This window comes from Salaquimonas pukyongi (genome assembly GCF_001953055.1).
Classification (GTDB): Bacteria; Pseudomonadota; Alphaproteobacteria; order Rhizobiales; family Rhizobiaceae; genus Salaquimonas; species Salaquimonas pukyongi.
Window position 1 is genome coordinate 1058665 of the sequence record NZ_CP019044.1, and the last position, 17455, is coordinate 1076119.

General features: G+C 60.0%; 15 protein-coding genes. 10 read left to right on the forward strand and 5 right to left on the reverse strand.

What is annotated here, in order from left to right:
- Nucleotides 1–8: 8 nt before the first annotated feature.
- Genes BVL55_RS05100 through BVL55_RS05110 form a run of 3 tightly spaced genes read right to left on the reverse strand, consistent with a single transcriptional unit; the run spans nt 9 to nt 4797 of the window.
- On the reverse strand, nt 9–2498 hold the full coding sequence (locus tag BVL55_RS05100; RefSeq protein WP_083649375.1) for an LPS-assembly protein LptD: 2490 nt from the start codon (nt 2496–2498) through the stop codon (nt 9–11).
- Nucleotides 2498–3592 (reverse strand): LPS export ABC transporter permease LptG, encoded by a 1095-nt coding sequence (lptG, locus tag BVL55_RS05105; protein ID WP_083649376.1) that lies wholly within the window; start codon nt 3590–3592, stop codon nt 2498–2500. The genes BVL55_RS05100 and lptG overlap by 1 nt, the downstream gene beginning before the upstream one ends.
- Nucleotides 3589–4797: an LptF/LptG family permease gene (locus BVL55_RS05110; RefSeq protein WP_075996004.1), complete on the reverse strand. Its 1209-nt coding sequence runs from the start codon at nt 4795–4797 to the stop codon at nt 3589–3591. The genes lptG and BVL55_RS05110 overlap by 4 nt, the downstream gene beginning before the upstream one ends.
- A 375-nt stretch (nt 4798–5172) precedes the next feature.
- Here BVL55_RS05110 and BVL55_RS05115 point away from each other — a divergent pair, with 375 nt between their 5' ends.
- The 4 genes from BVL55_RS05115 to BVL55_RS05130 are packed head-to-tail and all read left to right on the forward strand — an operon-like array spanning nt 5173 to nt 8555.
- Nucleotides 5173–6651 carry a leucyl aminopeptidase gene (locus BVL55_RS05115; protein ID WP_075996005.1) on the forward strand — a complete coding sequence of 493 codons (1479 nt, stop codon included), beginning with the start codon at nt 5173–5175 and terminating at the stop codon, nt 6649–6651.
- Between the two features lie 22 nt (nt 6652–6673).
- The gene (locus BVL55_RS05120; protein ID WP_075996006.1) at nt 6674–7123 is read left to right on the forward strand and encodes a DNA polymerase III subunit chi; all 450 of its coding nucleotides are present in this window, start codon (nt 6674–6676) and stop codon (nt 7121–7123) included.
- Nucleotides 7120–7917 (forward strand): class I SAM-dependent methyltransferase, encoded by a 798-nt coding sequence (locus tag BVL55_RS05125; protein ID WP_205410845.1) that lies wholly within the window; start codon nt 7120–7122, stop codon nt 7915–7917. Before BVL55_RS05120 ends, BVL55_RS05125 begins: the two co-directional genes overlap by 4 nt.
- Nucleotides 7918–7946: 29 nt before the next feature.
- The gene (locus tag BVL55_RS05130; protein WP_075996007.1) at nt 7947–8555 is read left to right on the forward strand and encodes a hypothetical protein; all 609 of its coding nucleotides are present in this window, start codon (nt 7947–7949) and stop codon (nt 8553–8555) included.
- Between the two features lie 278 nt (nt 8556–8833).
- On the opposite strand, the gene BVL55_RS05135 is transcribed toward BVL55_RS05130, so the two are convergent.
- The gene (locus BVL55_RS05135) at nt 8834–10714 is read right to left on the reverse strand and encodes an ABC-F family ATP-binding cassette domain-containing protein (protein ID WP_075996008.1); all 1881 of its coding nucleotides are present in this window, start codon (nt 10712–10714) and stop codon (nt 8834–8836) included.
- Between the two features lie 100 nt (nt 10715–10814).
- Between BVL55_RS05135 and BVL55_RS05140 the strand changes: the two genes are divergently transcribed.
- Nucleotides 10815–11741, forward strand: coding sequence for a DUF4189 domain-containing protein (locus tag BVL55_RS05140; RefSeq protein ID WP_075996009.1), 927 nt, complete (start codon nt 10815–10817; stop codon nt 11739–11741).
- Nucleotides 11742–12066: 325 nt separating this feature from the next.
- Here the strand turns inward: BVL55_RS05140 and BVL55_RS05145 are convergent, their stop codons facing one another.
- On the reverse strand, nt 12067–12585 hold the full coding sequence (locus BVL55_RS05145; RefSeq protein ID WP_075996010.1) for a DinB family protein: 519 nt from the start codon (nt 12583–12585) through the stop codon (nt 12067–12069).
- 128 nt (nt 12586–12713) lie between these two features.
- Here BVL55_RS05145 and BVL55_RS05150 point away from each other — a divergent pair, with 128 nt between their 5' ends.
- The 5 genes from BVL55_RS05150 to BVL55_RS05170 all read left to right on the forward strand — a co-directional run bounded on the left by BVL55_RS05150 (nt 12714) and on the right by BVL55_RS05170 (nt 17452).
- Nucleotides 12714–13409 carry a glutathione S-transferase family protein gene (locus BVL55_RS05150; RefSeq protein WP_075996011.1) on the forward strand — a complete coding sequence of 232 codons (696 nt, stop codon included), beginning with the start codon at nt 12714–12716 and terminating at the stop codon, nt 13407–13409.
- A gap of 126 nt (nt 13410–13535) precedes the next feature.
- A complete protein-coding gene (ndk, locus tag BVL55_RS05155) occupies nt 13536–13958 on the forward strand; it encodes a nucleoside-diphosphate kinase (RefSeq protein WP_075996012.1) in 423 nt (140 codons plus the stop codon).
- 366 nt (nt 13959–14324) lie between these two features.
- Complete coding sequence (locus tag BVL55_RS05160) at nt 14325–14846, forward strand: GNAT family N-acetyltransferase (protein WP_075997919.1); 522 nt, start codon at nt 14325–14327, stop codon at nt 14844–14846.
- A 92-nt stretch (nt 14847–14938) separates the two neighbouring features.
- A complete protein-coding gene (locus BVL55_RS05165) occupies nt 14939–15628 on the forward strand; it encodes a nitroreductase family protein (RefSeq protein WP_075996013.1) in 690 nt (229 codons plus the stop codon).
- A gap of 9 nt (nt 15629–15637) precedes the next feature.
- Entirely contained in the window at nt 15638–17452 is a 1815-nt protein-coding gene (locus BVL55_RS05170) for an SLC13 family permease (RefSeq protein WP_342097945.1), read from the forward strand.
- The last annotated feature ends 3 nt before the right edge of the window (nt 17453–17455 follow it).

Here is a 17455-nt window from a genome sequence, read left to right on the forward strand (position 1 = left end):
GGATTAGCCTAGAAGTCCTCTTCCTCGTACAGCACCCGCTTGTACTCGGTCTGGCCGATGGTCCGCAGCCCTAGGCGGAACATGACGGAACGTTCCACCGAGTCACCGCTATAGCGGTCATCGGTTTCCTGATAGGCCACCGATATCGAGGTGCAGCTGTCGTCATAGGCGATGCCGACGCTGCGCGAGAACATTTCGCTGTTTCTGACATCGAATGCGGCGCTGCCGAACAGCCGGACATAGTCGTTCAGTTTGACGCTGGCCGAGCCGCGCACCTCATGGCGGTCATCGTCAAAGCCGTAATTGGGCTGTTTGTCGATGAAGATGTAGGATGCCGATGCTGCGAAAACCGGATCGGCATAGGAAATGCCGGCTTCACCCCGCCGCAGTTCCGCGGTTTTTTCGTCAAACCTGCCCGACAGGCCCAGCTTCAGGCCGGCGCCCGAATTGACATCGACCGAAGCCACATAATCCGATTTGTCGCTTTCAAGCCCGCTTTCGAGCCCCGCATTGACCAGATCGCGCTGGGAGAATGAGTTCTTTCCGGCAAGATGGAAGGATTGCCCGGCCGCCACGTTGATGCTGGCACCGTTCTGGAAGCTCATCGAATAGCGCAAGCCGACATTTGCCCTCGTGCCGCCTTCGACCCGGTCAAAGCCCGAGAACTTGTCGCGCTCGAAGAGATTTGTGGTGTCGAAGACGAAGCTCTGGGCATCCTCGTTCGGGAATTCGCCGATATGGGTTTCGTCGGGCCGCACGATAACCTGTGCAATCGGCTCGAACAGATGGGAGGCAAGGCCGTCATTGGCAATCAGCGGATAACGGATTTCCAGCATCGCCGCCGGCATGCCGCGCCAGATTTCCTCATTGCTGGTCAGCGGATTGTATTCGGAGTTGAGCTTGTCGGTATCGACCCACATGCCGTCGCCGCGTGCGCTCAGCGAAGTGGTAACCATGGCGCCGTTGAGAATGCTGGAAGCCTTCCATTCGGCTTCCGCGCTGGCGCGGGTGTATTTGCCTTCGATCCCGTGGAACCGCTCATCGGTGCCGGTAATGCCGGCGCCCTCATCGTAGTTGACGATGTCGGACTTGCTTCTGAAAACGCTGGCGACGTTCATGTCGAGGGAAACCTGCCCGCCGGCAACCGGATTGCCGGAAACCAGATTGTAGTCGAAAGAGGGCAGCAGGCGCGCCTGCTGCTCCTGGCGCAGGTCATTGCCGGGGTAAAGGTCCTGATTTCCGGCCAGGTCAATATCGTCGATGGTGATCTGGTTCGCGCCATCATCCTGGATCAGGAATTTCTGCGCTCTCAGGTCAAAATGGTTCTTGCCGTTAAGGCCGGTAAGATAGACCTCATTGGTGATCTCGCGGCTCGAATAATCATCGAGGTCGTAGGTGCGGGCGAAATTGCCGTCACTTTGCGCCAGCACGTTCCATCCGAACTTCCAGCGCGGATTGAGACTGAAACGGCCGGTGGACATGATCGCGCCGCGTTCATCTTCCATCCGGTCGATATCCCCGCTGTCGAACGCCCGCTGGTCCTGCTGGTCGATGCCCGCGACGCGCAAATTGTATTCGCCCAGATGCGTGCGGTGGCGCCATTCGGCTTCGCCCAGAAAACCCTGCTTGGAATAGTATTTGCCGGTGAGCGTGAGGTCGTAATTGGGCGCCATGGCCCAGAAGTAGGAAACGCCGCCACTATAGCCCAGTTCGTCGGATGCCCGCGGGCGCACCGGCAGGAAGCCGGACTTGCGCCGGATCGAGGGATCGGCATGGGAAAAATAGGGCAGATAGGCGATCGGCTTGCCGAACAGTTCGAAACTGGCGCCTTCGTAGGAAACCGTCTTGGCCGCATTGTTGACGATCACCCGGTCGGCGCGGATTTGCCACAAGGGCGGCTTGGCCGGATTGTCGCGGCACGGTTCGCAGGCGGTGTAGACGCCATTGTTGAAGATCGCCACCTGCCCGTCGCGCCGTTCGGCACTTTCGGCGGCAAAGCGCGTATTCTCCGGTGTCTCGACCCGCAGGGCGGAAACAAAGCCGTTCTGGAAATCGTCGGTGACATCGATTTCCTGGGCAAAGACCCGGTTGCCGTTCGGCTCGACGATCTCCACCGCACCCTGGGCAAGGACGCGCCCGCTGGCCCGGTCGTAGGTTACCCGCTCGGCAACCAGCGTATACCCGTCATAGGCGATCTGCACATTGCCGACGGCGGCCACCGTGTTGTTGGTGTCGTCGTAAACCAGCTCGTCGGATTCCAGCAGCATCTGTGCCTGGGGCGACTGCGAAGCCTCGCCAAACAGCGTCTCGCCGGAAACCTGCGCCAGGGAGGGGGTTGCCGTGGTGACCGCGCCGATGGCGGTGGAAAGCGCCAGCGCTGCTGCAAGGACAAATACCGTTCTGCTGGACGCACGAAACACCCCGCCCTGCGCAGGGGCACAGGGCGCAATGGGCCGGTCCGCAAAGCAGCCGCGCAATAGGTATCCGGGGGCAGCCATCAGCCGTCCTCCTGATACAACAGAATGCTCATTCCAAACAAAACAGCTACTAAAGACGGCGACCATGCAGCCAACAGCGGCGGCACGATGCCGTTACTCCCCAAAGATGTCACCAGTCTTGTCGATGCATAAAGCACGAACCCGCCCAAAATGCCACCCAAAATGAGCTTTCCGGCCTGGCCTGAACGCACGAAACGCAACGATGCGCTGGCCGCTATGAATACCATTGCGATAAGGAACAGAGGAAGGGCCAAAAGGTTATGAAACTGAACAAGATAGGGAAGATGGTTAAGGCCGGAAAGCCGGATGCGTTCGGCGGTTTTTCGAAGGTCCCAGAAGCCGGTTGAATCCGCATCTCCGCTCACTCCCAGCAGGTACTGCGCGGAGAGGTTGGTTTCCACCTCATGGCTGGCCGTCTGAAGGGTTTTCTGCTGAGAATCGGTGATCGAAACATCCATCAGTTTCCAGCGGTCGCCGTGATGTTCTGCACTTGCCGCTTCAATGCGCGAATAGATGGCACCATCCCCGTCGAACCGCAGCATCCGAACGCCGTCGAGCTGGGTGCCGCCCTGGCGGGCGAGTTTCGCGTTGATGACGGTGCTTTTGCCCGCGCCGTCATCCTGGCGCATCCAGAAACCGCTGACGGTTTTGGCGTTGGTTTCAACCTTCCTTCCGAAGAGTTCGGCCTTCATGTCCAGGCTCTTCTGGTAGAAGCTGATCGCCGCGGGATTGTAGACGGTAGCGGCAAATACCCCGATGGCGAAGGCCGCTGCGCCAATGGGCAGCAGAAACTGCCAAACCGATACGCCCGCTGCCCGCGCCACCACCAGTTCCATCTTCTGGTTAAGCTGAAACAGCGTGATCATGGTCGCAAACAGGCATGCGAAGGGAAACGCCTTGTCGATGAAGAACGGCGCCGTATACAGCGAAATCAGATAGACCTGCCCGGCGCTGACATCGATCTGGTCGTTGAGCTTTCGCAGGCCCTCGATGAAATCCACCGTAACAATCAGGAAAAGCAGCAGCGCCATCATGGCCAACAGCGCCTTGGTAAAGCGCCAGGCGATATAGCGAAACAGGGTAGGGCCGATCATGATGCCACCCCGGCCAGCTTGCGGCGCCAGGCAAGATAGCGCTCGTTCTGGGCTTTCAGCCAGGCTTCGCTGCGTAGGCTCGCCCGCTCGAGAACCGGCTGCAGGCGCCGCGGCACGCCGATCTGGCGGTTCTGGTAGAGGTAGTAACCGGCATAGGCGATGGCACCAAGCGGGATGATGTACAAAAACATCGCCATCGATTCATTGGCCTTGATGGAACTGGCGGCCGAGAACGCAAATCCGCGCAAGACCAGCAGCAGGATCATGCCGCTTGCAATGGCGGAACCATAGCCCTGGCGGCTTGAGCGCGCCTGGCCGCAGAACGCCAAAATCACCATCACATAGGCAAACGGCCACAGCATTTCGGAGAACCGCTGATGGATCTCCGACGTGTAAAGCTCCGGCTGTTTCTTGTAATAGCTGTCATCGGGGTCGGGAAACAGCAATTCCGGCGTGATGCGTTCCTTGGGGCGCTGCTTGAAGCTCTTGTCCTTGGCCGACAGGGTGTCGAGGTCAAACGCGTAACTGTCGTAACGGATGACGGAAGAGGAATTGTCGGAAAGGTTCTTCTGCAGGATCTCGCCATCGCGAAGATAGAGGATTGCCTCCTGGTCGCTGCGCGACAGCGCCCCTTCACGCGCCAGGAATGTCTGCTGCTGCTCGGGCGTGCGGTCGTCGGAAATCAGAATGCCGCCCAGCCTGCCATCGGGCAGCCGCTTGGCGATGTGGATGGTCAGCCCTTTTTCGACCTGGGTGAAATCGCCCTCCTTGACCAGGATCGAGACAAGGTCGGCAGCCATCTCCCGCTTGTAGGTTTTCAGCGAGGTCAGGCTCCAGGCAATCACGAAATGGCCGACAAAACCGGTAAACAGCGAGCAGATCAGCGCGAGCACCAAAAACGGCTTCAACACGATTCGGTTTGAGGCACCGCTCGCATTGATAACCACCAGTTCGGAATTGGAATTGAGCGTGTTGACGGTCGCCACCGTGCCAAGCAGCAGGGCAACGGGAATAACCGCCAGAAACAGCATCGGAATGACCAGCGTCGTTGCCATGAAATAAGATTGCAGCGACTGGCCCTTGGCCGTGATGATATCGATCTTTCCAAGCGCCTGGACAATCCAGACCACGCCTGCCAGCGACAGCAAAATCGCAAGGGTCGCGATACCGGCTTTGCGGAATATGTAGCGCTCGATCAGTCTCATGGCGCCGGCTGGCCGTCCCCTCTTTTTTTCCGGCGTTTCCGCCTGTTCCCGCGATGGTGCCCAACTTTTGGCGGCCCGTTGGCCGCTCCGGCTCCGGTCCGCTCCCGCCACCTGCAGATTAACTGCCAAAAAAGGCCGAATTCAGCACCGCAGGCCGTTCCGGGCATGAGCGGATTTCAAAAGGTTAGCGGCTGGTTAACCAGTAAACAGCGAATTGGCTAAAAATGGGCGAAAGAAGGCAGTTAACAGCCGGTTAAACGTTTTTTGAAGCAGTGTTGCCTTCACGCCACTTGCATAATCCTTTTCGCGCCTTATCCCTTGCATGCGGCGCTGGCTATCCCAGCGCCTGAAGGCAGAAGGATTGAAGGAAGTTACATGGCCAAGTTACCCGGTGTCGCAATCGCCAAATCCATCGGCAAACCCAAGGGCGCGCTCGTGTTTTTCGTGCCGCAGGATGGTGCGCTGCCCCCTTCCGCCGGGCCTTTCGATGCAGACGGGCGTCTTGCCCGGGCAATCAAGGTCGCCGGCTTTGACGGCAAGGCGGGTGCCTTGGTCAATGTGCTGGCCCCGGCAGCGGGCCTTGACCGGATATTGATTGCCGGCCTTGGAAAGCCGGAGGAATGGAACGAGGAAACCTGGCTCAAGGCAGGCGGCAAGGTATTCGCTGCCCTTGGAAAAACCACCTCGGCGACCATCGCCACCGATCTTGATGGTGAGCGGGGAGCGCTTGAAGCGCAGGAGGCAGCCGGCATCGCCATGGGCGCGACATTGCGGGCCTATGAGTTCGATGCCTATCGCACCAAAAAGAAAGACGAAAAGAAGAAAGTCGCCCTCACGCTGGTTTCCGGCAGCGATTCGGCGCTTCGCAAGGCGGTAAAACAGGCCCAGGCGATCGCTGGCGGCGTCATGTTCGCACGCGATCTGGTCAATGAGCCGGCCAACATGCTGGGCCCGGTGGAATTTGCCAAGAAAGCCGAAAGCCTGAAGAAACTGGGCTGCACGGTTACCGTTCTCGATGAGAAAAAGCTGAAGACGGAAAAGATGGGCGCACTTTTGGGCGTCGCACAGGGATCGGTGCGGCCGGCGCGGGTTGCCGTTATCGAATGGAAGGGCGGCAAGGCCAGGGACAAGCCCGTTGCCTTTGTAGGCAAGGGCGTCGTGTTCGACACCGGCGGCATTTCCATCAAGCCGGCGGCCGGCATGGAGGACATGAAGGGCGACATGGGCGGCGCGGCTGCCGTCAGCGGCGTGATGCATGCCCTTGCTGCCCGCAAGGCCAAGGTCAATGCGGTGGGCATTATCGGCCTGGTGGAAAACATGCCGGACGGCAATGCCCAGCGTCCCGGCGACATCGTTACCTCGCGCTCCGGCCAGACCATCGAGGTGCTCAACACCGACGCTGAAGGCCGTCTCGTTCTGGCCGACCTCCTCGATTATTGCGAGGAGAAGTTCCAGCCGCAATTCATGGTCAATCTGGCAACCTTGACCGGCGCCATCATCATCGCACTGGGCAATGCCCATGCCGGCCTGTTCTCCAACGACGATGAATTGTCCGAGCGCCTGGTTGAGGCGGGAATGGATACGCGCGAGCGGGTCTGGCGCATGCCGCTCGACAAGGATTACGACAAGCTGATCGATTCGAAAAACGCCGACATGAAGAACATCGGCGGGCGCATGGCCGGCTCGATCACGGCTGCCCAGTTTCTGCAGCGTTTCGTCAAGGATACGCCATGGGCGCATCTTGATATTGCCGGCACGGCCATGGGCTCTCCCAAAAACGAATACAGCCAGGGCTGGTCGTCGGGTTTCGGGGTGCGGCTGCTCGACCGGCTGGTTGCCAACAGCTACGAATAAGGGACACAGAAAACAGCAGGAGATGACCGAAGTTCTCTTCTACCACCTGACCGAACGCACCCTGGAACAGACCTTGCCGGGCCTGCTGGAAAAAAGCCTTGAGCGCGGCTGGCGCGCCGTGGTGCAGGCCGGATCGAAAGAGCGGGTCGAAGCGCTGGATTCCCTGTTGTGGACCTGGCGCGACGATGCATTCCTGGCGCATTCGGCCGCCGATGACGCTTACGCAAAATACCAGCCGGTTTTTCTTACCACGGATGATGAAAACCCCAACGGTGCCGCCATTCGGTTCCTGGTCGACGGCGCCGTTGCACACTCCCTGGAGGGTTATGAACGGGGGGTCTATCTCTTTGACGGCCATGATGCAGCCGCCATCGAACAGGCGCGCGAGTGCTGGAAAGCGGAAAAGGAAAACGGCCACGACATCACCTACTGGCAGCAGAAACCTGGTGGAAGCTGGGAGCGCAAGGCGTGACGAAAGTGCCTGTAAGCGACACGCCGAAACCAGGCGAAGCGAAAGCCGGCCGGGACGATCCCGAATTTCCAAAACGGCGCGAAGCGGCCAGGGAAAAAGTAAACGCGCTTGATCGCGGCAAGGTGCACAGCCAGCCCGAGCGCACGGCGTTCTTCAACGATGTCTATGTCCAGGCAGCAGGCGATGCAGCCTACGTTCCATGGGCAGACATGAAGCCAAAAGACGAATTGGTGCAATGGCTTAGGGAAAACCCCGGAATCAGTTCCGCAAGTACCTCAAGCCCGGTTCCAAGCGCTGTCGACATCGCCTGCGGCCTTGGCGACAATGCCGAGGCCATGGCTGCGGCAGGTTATGAAACGACTGCCTTTGACCTGTCGGCGGATGCCATCGACTGGGCAAAAAGGCGCTTCCCCGAAAGTCCGGTGAAGTACTGTCAGGCTGACCTGTTTGCGCCGCCTGAAAAGTGGCTGAAAAATTTCGATCTTGTCCATGAGTGTTTCACCCTGCAGGCATTGCCGCCACAAATGCTGGGAAAAACCGCGGCGGCAATTGCCGCACTGGCAGCGCCCGGCGCCGACCTGCTGGTTTATACCCGCTGGCGCAAGGATGGAGCGCCCGTGGATGGCCCGCCCTGGCCATTGGAAGAATCCAGACTTGACTGTTTTGCCGCGCTCGGATTTGAACGCATCACTGAAACGCGCTTTACCGTTGAAAAAGCGGCAACGGCGGACAGGCCGGCACGGGTGATCCCCCATGCCTTCACCCACTGGCGGCGTGTGACCCAGGTGACGTGAGACATGGGCGAACGGGCAGGGAAGGCTTTATGCGGTTTCTTTCGGTAGTGTTGATTCTCTTGGGGCTCGCAATCGCGTTTGCGCTGCCGCTTTATCAAACGGACTTCGCCGGCAAGACCGTCGAAACTGCCACTGTCTTTGACCGTGCCTCAGGCGGCTGGCGCGATGGCTGGAAGGATCACGACACCGACCTGACGGAAGCTGGCGGCCCCTACCGCATCCGCCTTAAGGGCACGCTCATCTCCGGCACCACCAACATGCCTTCCACCCTTCCGGTTTTCGTTGAAATGACAGGGCCGCAGGGGCCGGTTCTTTCCGGTGAGTTCCAGCTTGGTGTGCGCGAGGAAAATCCCAACAGCACAACGGCGTCGGAGCATCTTTTCATCTCCCTGCCGGAATTCGATGTGCTGGCCGGCGGCACCCACACCCTTTCGGTACGCCTGTTGACCGGCGGCGACATCAATCTTGCACGGATGGAAGCCGAAATTGTTGGTAATGCACAGGCTGCTGATTACAGCTTCACGTCCGCCGGGCTTGGCATTTTCGCCATCGGGACATTGCTTTACCTGTTCTCGGCACGCCGCCGCAAGAAAGCGCGCAAGGCAAAAGCGCGAGCCCGCCGCTGGGGGCGCCAGTAGGGCGGGGCGAAGGATGCGGACATTGTGGCCCTGCTCCAATTGTCGCCCAGCGTTGGAAAACCGAATTGATCGAAGGGATCAATCCAGAATGGGACGATCTTTATCCGCTGCTTTGAGGAGAACGACCAAAGGCCTTGCATTCGCACAGGCACAATAGGTCCCGGCTCGGCCCGCGGCCGTCCGGGATGACGGTCGAGGGAACGAACCAGCAATCGTCATCCTGGAAGCGCGTAACGCTATCGGGGACGCATTGAAGTGATCGGCGCGTGCGGAAGTCTTCATGCCCCGTCCAGCTCGGCGGAAAGCTCCAGCCATTCCTCCTCGACCTCGACCAGCCGGCGCTCCGCCTCCGCCTTTTTGGTGGCAAGTTCGCGGATTTTCTCCGTTTCCCGGTTGGTGGATGCCGTTGCCAGCATTTTGTCGAGCTTGCCGATCGCAGCTTCCGCCTTCGCCATGATGGCCTCAAGCTGTTTGACGCGTTTGCGCACCGCATCGTGCCCGGAGCGGCTGACGGCGGCTTGTTTTCGCTTCGCTGCCTTGTTGACCGGCTCGGCAATCTCCTGCTTTGCCTTGCGGTGTTTTGCCTCCGCTTCCTCACCCTTCAGGATCAGCCGCTTGTAATCTTCCATGTCGCCGTCATAGGGCGCAACACCGCCCTTGGCGACAAGCCACAGCCGTTCGGCGCTCGCTTCCACCAGATGGCGGTCATGGGAGATCAGGATCACCGCGCCCTCATAGTCGTTGAGCGCCATGACGAGCTGTTCGCGGCTGTCGATGTCCAGGTGGTTGGTCGGTTCATCCAGGATGAGCAGATGCGGCGCCTCGAACGTGATGAGGCCCAGCAGCAGGCGCGCCCGTTCGCCGCCGGAAAGATCCTTCGCCCTGGTATCCATTTTTTCCGAGGAAAGCCCCATGCGCGCAACGCGCCCGCGTATCTTGCCTTCCGCTTCACCGGGCATCAGCTTGCGCACATGCTCATAAGCCGATTGCTCGGGAACGAGGTCATCGAGCTGATGCTGGGCGAACATTGCAACGCGCAGCTTGTCGGCCCGGGTGACGTTGCCGCTTTCGGCAGCAAGCCGGCCGGAAATCAGCTTGGCGAAGGTCGACTTGCCATTGCCGTTTGCCCCCAGCAGCGCGATGCGGTCGTCGGCATCGATGCGCAGGGAAAGCCGCGAGAGCACCGGGTTTCCCGGTTCATAACCGACCGCGACGTCGAACAGGTTTATGATCGGCGAGGCGGCCTGTTTTTTGGGACTGGGAAAGGACAGCGGCGCCACTCTTTCATCGGTGGCGACGGCGATTTCCTTCATCTTTTCCAAGGCCTTGATACGGCTTTGCGCCTGGCGTGCCTTCGATGCCTTGGCCCTGAAACGGTTGATGAAGGCTTCCATGTGCTTGCGCTGGGCGTCCTGCTTTTCCTTCATCTTCATTTGCAGGATGAGCCGTTCTGACCGGGTGCGCTCAAAGGTGTCGTAATTGCCGCGGTAAAGCGTCAGCTTCCGGTGTTCCAGATGCACGATGGTGTTGCACGCCTTGTTGAGCAGGTCGCGGTCATGGCTGATGATGATGACCGTGTGGCGGTAGCGCGCGATGTAGTTTTCAAGCCACAGCGCGCCTTCAAGATCGAGATAGTTGGTCGGTTCGTCCAGCAGCAGCAGATCGGGCTCGGCAAACAGCACCGCTGCCAGCGCGACGCGCATGCGCCAGCCGCCGGAAAAGGACGAGCAGGGCCGTTGCTGGGCGGCGGCGTCAAACCCGAGCCCGGCAAGGATCGCCCCGGCGCGGGCTTCGGCGGAATGGGCGCCAATATCGGCCAGCCGCATGTGTATTTCGGCAATCCGGTTGGCGTCGGTCGCGGTCTCGGCTTCCGCCATCAGCCGGTTGCGCTCGACATCGGCTTCAAGCACCGTCTCCAGCAGGCTTGTTTGTGTACCCGGCGCTTCCTGCGCCACCTGGCCGATCCGGGCGCCCTTGGGAATGCGGATATCACCGGTCTCAGGCTGCAACTCGCCGGTAATCAGCTTGAACAGGGTTGTCTTGCCCGTTCCGTTGCGGCCGACCAGGCTGGTTTTCGAGCCGGCATCGATCGACACGCCGGCCTGTTCAAAAAGCGGGCGCCCCTGCATGCGGAAGGTGAGGTCGGAAACTGAAATCATGGGCGGCTTTTGACGCAAGCAGCGTGCACAGGCAAGGGATTGTTGTCCTAATTGGGCCGGTAACCCAATTTTCACCGCGCTGACCCATTATGTCCGGAATATGGGACGGCCGGTTTCAAAAGGGGCGAAGCATGAAACGGCTACCGCATGGCGCGGTGGCCTGTTTATCCTTTGCCTTGTTGCCCTGGCAGGCGCAAATACCGCTCATGCGGCAGACAATTACATTTGCCAGGCCGGCAGCGGGGATTCGCCGCTCGCCATCATTCTCGATGAACAACAGGGCAAGGGCAGTTTTTCCGGCCTTGGCCTGAAAATCGACATGACGAAGGCAGAGTCAAATCGCTGGGTCAATGCCGAGGCGTCGGTTACCTTCCTGCCGGCTGACCAGCCGCCGCTCGCCATTGTCGGCTTTCGCCAGTTTGCCTGTATCAAGGCGGCTGCCGATCCGGCCACGGCAAAACAGGGCGGAACGGCGGTGGAGCGCCCGGGAATGTCGCTTGGCGGCAACATGCGGGTGGGCCCGGGCATCAACCATGCCCGCATGAAACCCCTTCGCCGGGGAACGCGGCTGATGATCCTTTCCAACGCCCGCACCAGCTATCGTGGCTACAACTGGTTCCGCATTAAACTGACCGATGGCCGCACCGGCTTTCAATGGGGTGGCATCATCTGTTCTGAAGGAACGAAGGTTGAGGGTCTGAAACGGGTTTGCCGCAACGCCGCCAAGGTCGGATCCGGATCGGATGTGATTTACCAGGCTTACGCCATCGGGCCGAAGGGGCGCTATGGCCACGGTTCGGCCCCCGTTCGCGAAGCGGCGGAAGCAGCAGCGCTCGGCTATTGCGGCACGGCGCAATGCAATGTGCAGAACGTGACGACCCGCAAGTGCCATGCGCTGGCCCATGCCGGCGAGGTCGCCTTCTTCGGTGCGTCGAAAAACTCCGACCGTGCCTCCAGTAGCGCCTTCAAGGCCTGCAAGAAATCCGGAGCGAAAAACTGCCAGGTAACCTATGTGCGCTGCCGCTAGAGCGTGTCCGGCTTAAATGGAATCGTTTGAACGCCGGTTACCGGGTCTTCGGCAAGAAGGAAAATGCGACGCAGTGCAGGCACTGTCAGCGTTTTGCAACGCAGCCCAAAGGCCCGGGAACCAGGTTCAGGCGATCGCAGAAAACAAAAGCTATTCAACATCGTATTGCATTAGCTGTGGTGTCTTTTCCGTTCTGGCTTCGTCGAAATCCTTGCAGGATGGATAAACATCCTGCAGCGGTATTCTCCTTGCCAGAGGCGAAAAATCCATCCATTCAAACTGCTTCCATTTAAACCGGGCACATCTAGCTCACAGCCAGCGCTGTTCAACACAGCGCCTTTCCTTCGTCCGTCCGGGTAAAATAGATCAGATCGAGTGATGGCGGTTGATGGCCGAGCAATGACAGGATCGTGTGGGCCTGGCCGCGGTGATGGGTCTGATGGTTGAAGAAATGGCTGATGCAGGGCGCCAGCTTCTGGGTGATGGTCTGCGCCATCGTGACCGGCGTGTAGGTGAAAGAGCCTTCAACGGCGGCTTCATCGAGCGATCCTGCCCAGGCAATGATGCGGGCATCCTCAGCTTCCCGCGCCTCGCGCAGGGCAGAAAAATCATCGAACAGGATGGCATCGAGTTTGTCGGGGTGTTCGCCCTTGCCGGTAAACCGCTTCATCCATATCCGGTCAGCGACAAGAACGTGGTTGAGCGTTCCGTGCATCGACTTGAAAAAGGCGCCGCAATCGCGCCGGTAGTCTTTCTCATCCAGCCCGCTTGCCGCTTGGTACAACTGCCCATTGGCCCAGCGGTTATAGGCGGCAAACAGGCGAAAGGTCTGCAGTAAATTCATTGTGTTCGGTTTTCCTTCCCGGTGTGGCTTTCCCGCACTTGCGGCGCGTTGCCGCGTCGGGCAATCGTGCGGGCGTGAAGGGCTCCAGACCCGAGTGATCAGCGTGATTCATACAGGAACAATACTCAATGTCGATCAAGCTTTATGAACTGGCTGGCAAGGACACCTCGCGGCCGTTTTCGCCCCATTGCTGGAAGGCGCGCATGGCGCTCGCCCACAAGCAGCTCGAATACGAGACGGTCCCTGTCGGCTTTACCGAAGTTCCCGACATCGAAAACGGCGGCCAGGGCATCGTTCCGGTTATCCGCCATGGCGAGCGGGTCATTGCCGACTCCTTCCAGATCGCCCTTCATCTGCGTGAAGCCTATCCCGACCGGGACGGCCATCTGTTCCAGGGGGAGGGATCGATTGCCCTGTCGCGTTTCATCGAGGCGTGGAGCAACTCCCAGCTCCACCCCTGGATCATCAAATGGGCTGCGCTCGATATCCACAACATGCTGAATGAAACCGATCAGGCTTATTTTCGTGAAAGCCGCGAAAAGCGCTTCGGGGTAACGCTGGAGGCGTTTGTCGAGGGGCGGGAGGAACGGGCAGGGCAGTTGCAGCAACTGCTTGCGCCCATTCGCCTGATGCTCAAGCACCAGCCCTATTTGGGCGGCACTCAGCCCATGTTCGCCGACTATATCCCCTTCGGCGCGCTGCAATGGCTGCGCATCTGTTCAGGCCTTGCCATGTGGGACAAGGACGATCCCGTCCGCGACTGGTTTGAACGCCTGCTCGACCTTCATGACGGCGTTGGCCGCTCGGTACCGGAAGCCCAATAGGGCAGGCGAAGGATAATCGCGCATCCCGCAATCCATTCATCCTCTTGGCAGCGCCGGTTGCTGCGGCTATAGAGGCGCGGAATTTCCATTCTCTTTCCAGAAAACTTGAAAAGACAGGGCAATACCATGGCCATCGAACGTACCTTTTCCATGATCAAGCCGGATGCCACCAAGCGCAACCTGACCGGCGCCATCACCAAGATGCTCGAGGATGCGGGCCTGCGCGTCGTCGCTTCCAAACGCGTGTGGATGAGCCGCCGTCAGGCGGAAGCCTTCTATGCCGTTCACAGGGAACGTCCCTTCTTCGGCGAACTGACCGAATTCATGTCTTCCGGCCCCACCGTCGTTCAGGTGCTGGAAGGTGAAAATGCCATCGCCAAAAACCGCGAAGTAATGGGCGCCACCAACCCGGCAGAAGCCGATGAAGGCACCATCCGCAAGACCTACGCCAATTCGATCGGCGAAAACTCGGTACACGGCTCCGATGCACCGGAGACCGCTGCCGAGGAAATCGCCTTCTGGTTCGCTGGCCACGAAATCGTCGGTTAAGGCACCCTCACATACCATTGAGAGGACCGGGTGCGGGCGCTGCCTGCCCCGGTCTTTTTGGCCCGGTCTTTTTGGCCCGGTCTTTATGCATCCGGCTTTCTGTTCTGCTCTGCTTTTAATGCAGGGCAGGGCTGCAGGCGTTTCCTGCCTTATGACGCATTGCGTCATTGCAGTGCCGCAAATCATTGTTACGTTTACGTCAATACAAGCCGAATGGAGAGATTGCTTCGCTGCATCGGGCAGGTGGCGCAGTGATCTGGTGGGAGGAACAACCTTCGTGAAAGGAAGTTCCTCATGCAACTACAACCGATACAGAAGGCCGGCAGCCGCGATGACGAATCGCATGCCAGGTTTCATATACACCGCATGACCGGCAGCGACTTGGAGCGGGTGCGCGACCACTTTCTGCGCCTTGGCTCCAATTCCCGCCGTCTGCGGTTTGGCCGGCCCGTCTCCGACGAGTTTCTGGAGCGCTATGCCGAGGCCCTGTTTGATGCGGTTTCCATCGTTTATGGCGCCGAGATTGATGGCGTCATCCGCGGGGTCACCGAGATGCGCGGCGATGCCACCTCCTGGGGCCGGTTTGCCGAGGCTGCCGTTTCCGTCGAGGACAACTATCAGGACCGGGGCATTGGCGGTGCCTTGCTGAAGCGCCTTGTACAGGCGGCCCAAAATCGCGGCGTCTCACAACTTTACATGGTCTGCCTGCGCGACAACCACAAGATGAAACACCTGGCACAGAAGAACGAGGCGATCCTCGATTATTGTGTCGATTCGGTGGAAGGGCGCATTACCGACCTGCATCCCTCCTTCGGCTCGCTGTTTTCCGAATGGTTCGACGAGGCCAGCGATTATGTTTCCTCGCTGATGGAGCCGGCCCGCAAATAGGCCGGTTCCCTTGCGGCGGGCGCAAACAGGCTTGCAATTCCCCTTCGGGATCGGACAACATGGCTTCGATCCAGTCAGGGAGCAGGCGAACCATGTTCACGCGAGAAAAGCTTCACTACCGCGCATTGCCGCTCGAGGCTGCGCCGGCGCTCAGCGACGATGAGTCCATGGCGGCGGCGCGTGCCTTTTTTGCCCGCATGAAGACCCGCCACACCGTGCGCGATTTTTCACCCCGCCCGGTGGACGGGCAAGTCATTGCCGACTGTATCGCTACCGCCGGCCGCGCCCCGTCGGGCGCCAACCACCAGCCCTGGCATTTCGTCGCCGTGCGCGATCCCGATGCAAAGCGCGAAATTCGTACAGCCGCCGAGCAGGAAGAGGAGGCGTTCTACGGCGGCGGCGCCAGCGATGAATGGATCAAGGCGCTCGAGCCGCTGGGAACGGGCGTTTCAAAGCCGCATCTTGAAATCGCCCCCTGGCTCCTTGTCGTCTTTGCCCAGCGCTGGGGCGAGTTTGACGACGGAACGCGCTACAAGAACTACTATGTGCCGGAAAGCGTGGGCATTGCCTGCGGTTTCCTGATCGCCGCGCTCCATCATGCCGGCCTTTCCTGCCTGACGCACACGCCCAACCCCATGGCGTTTCTCAACGGCCTGCTTGCAAGGCCTAAATCGGAAAAGCCGGTGATGATCATCGCCGCCGGCTATCCGGCGCAAGATGCCACCATTCCGCAGGCAGCCACCATCAAGAAACCGCTCGAGGAAATCATGACCGTGGTGTGACCTGCGGCAATGGCTCTTGATCTTGCCGCCGTCATGGCCAAGGTTGAGCGCATGTCGACACCACAGATTCTCCTGTTCAGTCTTTTTGCCCTGGTCTTTGTGTTTCTCATCTGGGGGCGCTGGCGCTACGATCTCGTTGCCTTTTCCGCCCTCGTTGTCGCACTGCTGCTCGGTCTGGTGCCGACGGAAGAAGCCTTTTCGGGCTTTGGCCATCCTGCAACCATCATCGTTGCCCTGGTGCTGGTGGTCTCGCGCGGACTGCAGAATTCCGGCGCCGTCGACATGATCACCCGCAGGCTGTCCGACCCCGAGCGTTCTGTCGGCGGTCATATTACGGTCATGAGCACGATTGGCGCGGCACTGTCGGCCTTCATGAACAATGTGGCGGCGATGGCGCTGCTCATGCCCGTCGACATCGAATCGGCGCGCAAGGCGGGCAGGGCGGTTCGCGCTACCCTGATGCCGCTTTCCTTCGCGACCATTCTCGGCGGCATGGTGACGCTGATCGGCACGCCGCCCAACATCATCATTGCCGCCTTTCGCGAAAAGGCCCTGGGCGAACCGTTTTCCATGTTCGATTTTTCGCCTGTAGGGCTCGCCGTGTCGCTTGTCGGCATCGCCTTTGTTGCGCTCATCGGCTGGCGGCTTATCCCCGCAGGCGATGGCAAACCGGTTGCACGCGGCAACGGGGAAAACGACGGCTTTGTTGCCGAGCTAGTCGTGCCTGAAAAGTCCCCCGCCGTGGGCGGCAAGGTCAGCGCCCTTCACGAGGCCGCCGATGCCAACGATCTGGCAATCCTCGGCGCGGTGCGCAACGGCAAGCGCCTGCCGGGCTTTGCCGCCAGCGTGGAACTGAAAGCCGGCGATCACCTGCTGGTGGAAGCGGCTGCCTCCGACCTCGACAGTTTCCGCGGCCAGCTCAAACTGGAATATTTCGGCGAACGCAATACCTCCGACGCGGTCGAGGGCGATCTCGACATCGTGGAGGCGGTCATTCCACGCGACAGCCGTTTTGACGGACGTTCGGCCATTTCACTGCGGCTTCGTGCACGCCGCGGCGTTGCGCTTTTGGGCATTTCGCGCCAGGGCCGCCGCATTCGCGACCGGGTGCGCCACGCGCCGGTGCGTGCTGGCGACATCGTGTTGCTGATCGGACCGCCCGCTGAACTTGCCGAAACAGTGGAATGGCTCGGCGCGCTGCCGCTTGCCCGCCGCAGCATGGAAATCACCCAGCCGGCCAAGGCAGGACTGGCGGTCGCCATCTTCGCTGCCGCCATTGCTGCTTCCGCTCTTGGTTTCGTTTATCTGGCAACTGCGCTTGCTGCGGTCGTCGCGCTGTATGTCATCCTCGACATCGTTCCCATCCGCAGTCTTTACAACCACATCGAGTGGCCGGTCATCGTGCTGCTGGGTTCGATGATCCCCCTTGGCGGGGCGCTGGAAAATTCAGGGGGGACCGCACTCATCGCCGGCAGCCTTGTCGGCTATACCGAGGGCATGCCGGCATGGGTGGTGCTCACCGTGCTGATGGTGGTGATCATGACCCTGTCGGATGTTCTCAACAACACGGCCACCGCCGTCATCGGCGCGCCGATTGCCGTTGACGTGGCAAACCAGCTTGATGCCAATCCCGATGCCTTTTTGATGACCGTGGCGGTTGCTGCCTCCTGCGCCTTCCTGACGCCCATAGGGCACAAGAACAACACGCTCATACTGGGACCCGGCGGATACAAATTCGGCGACTATTGGCGCATGGGCCTGCCGCTGGAAATCCTTGTCGTGGCGGTTTCCGTGCCGGTGATCATGCTGGTGTTTCCGTTGTAAGCG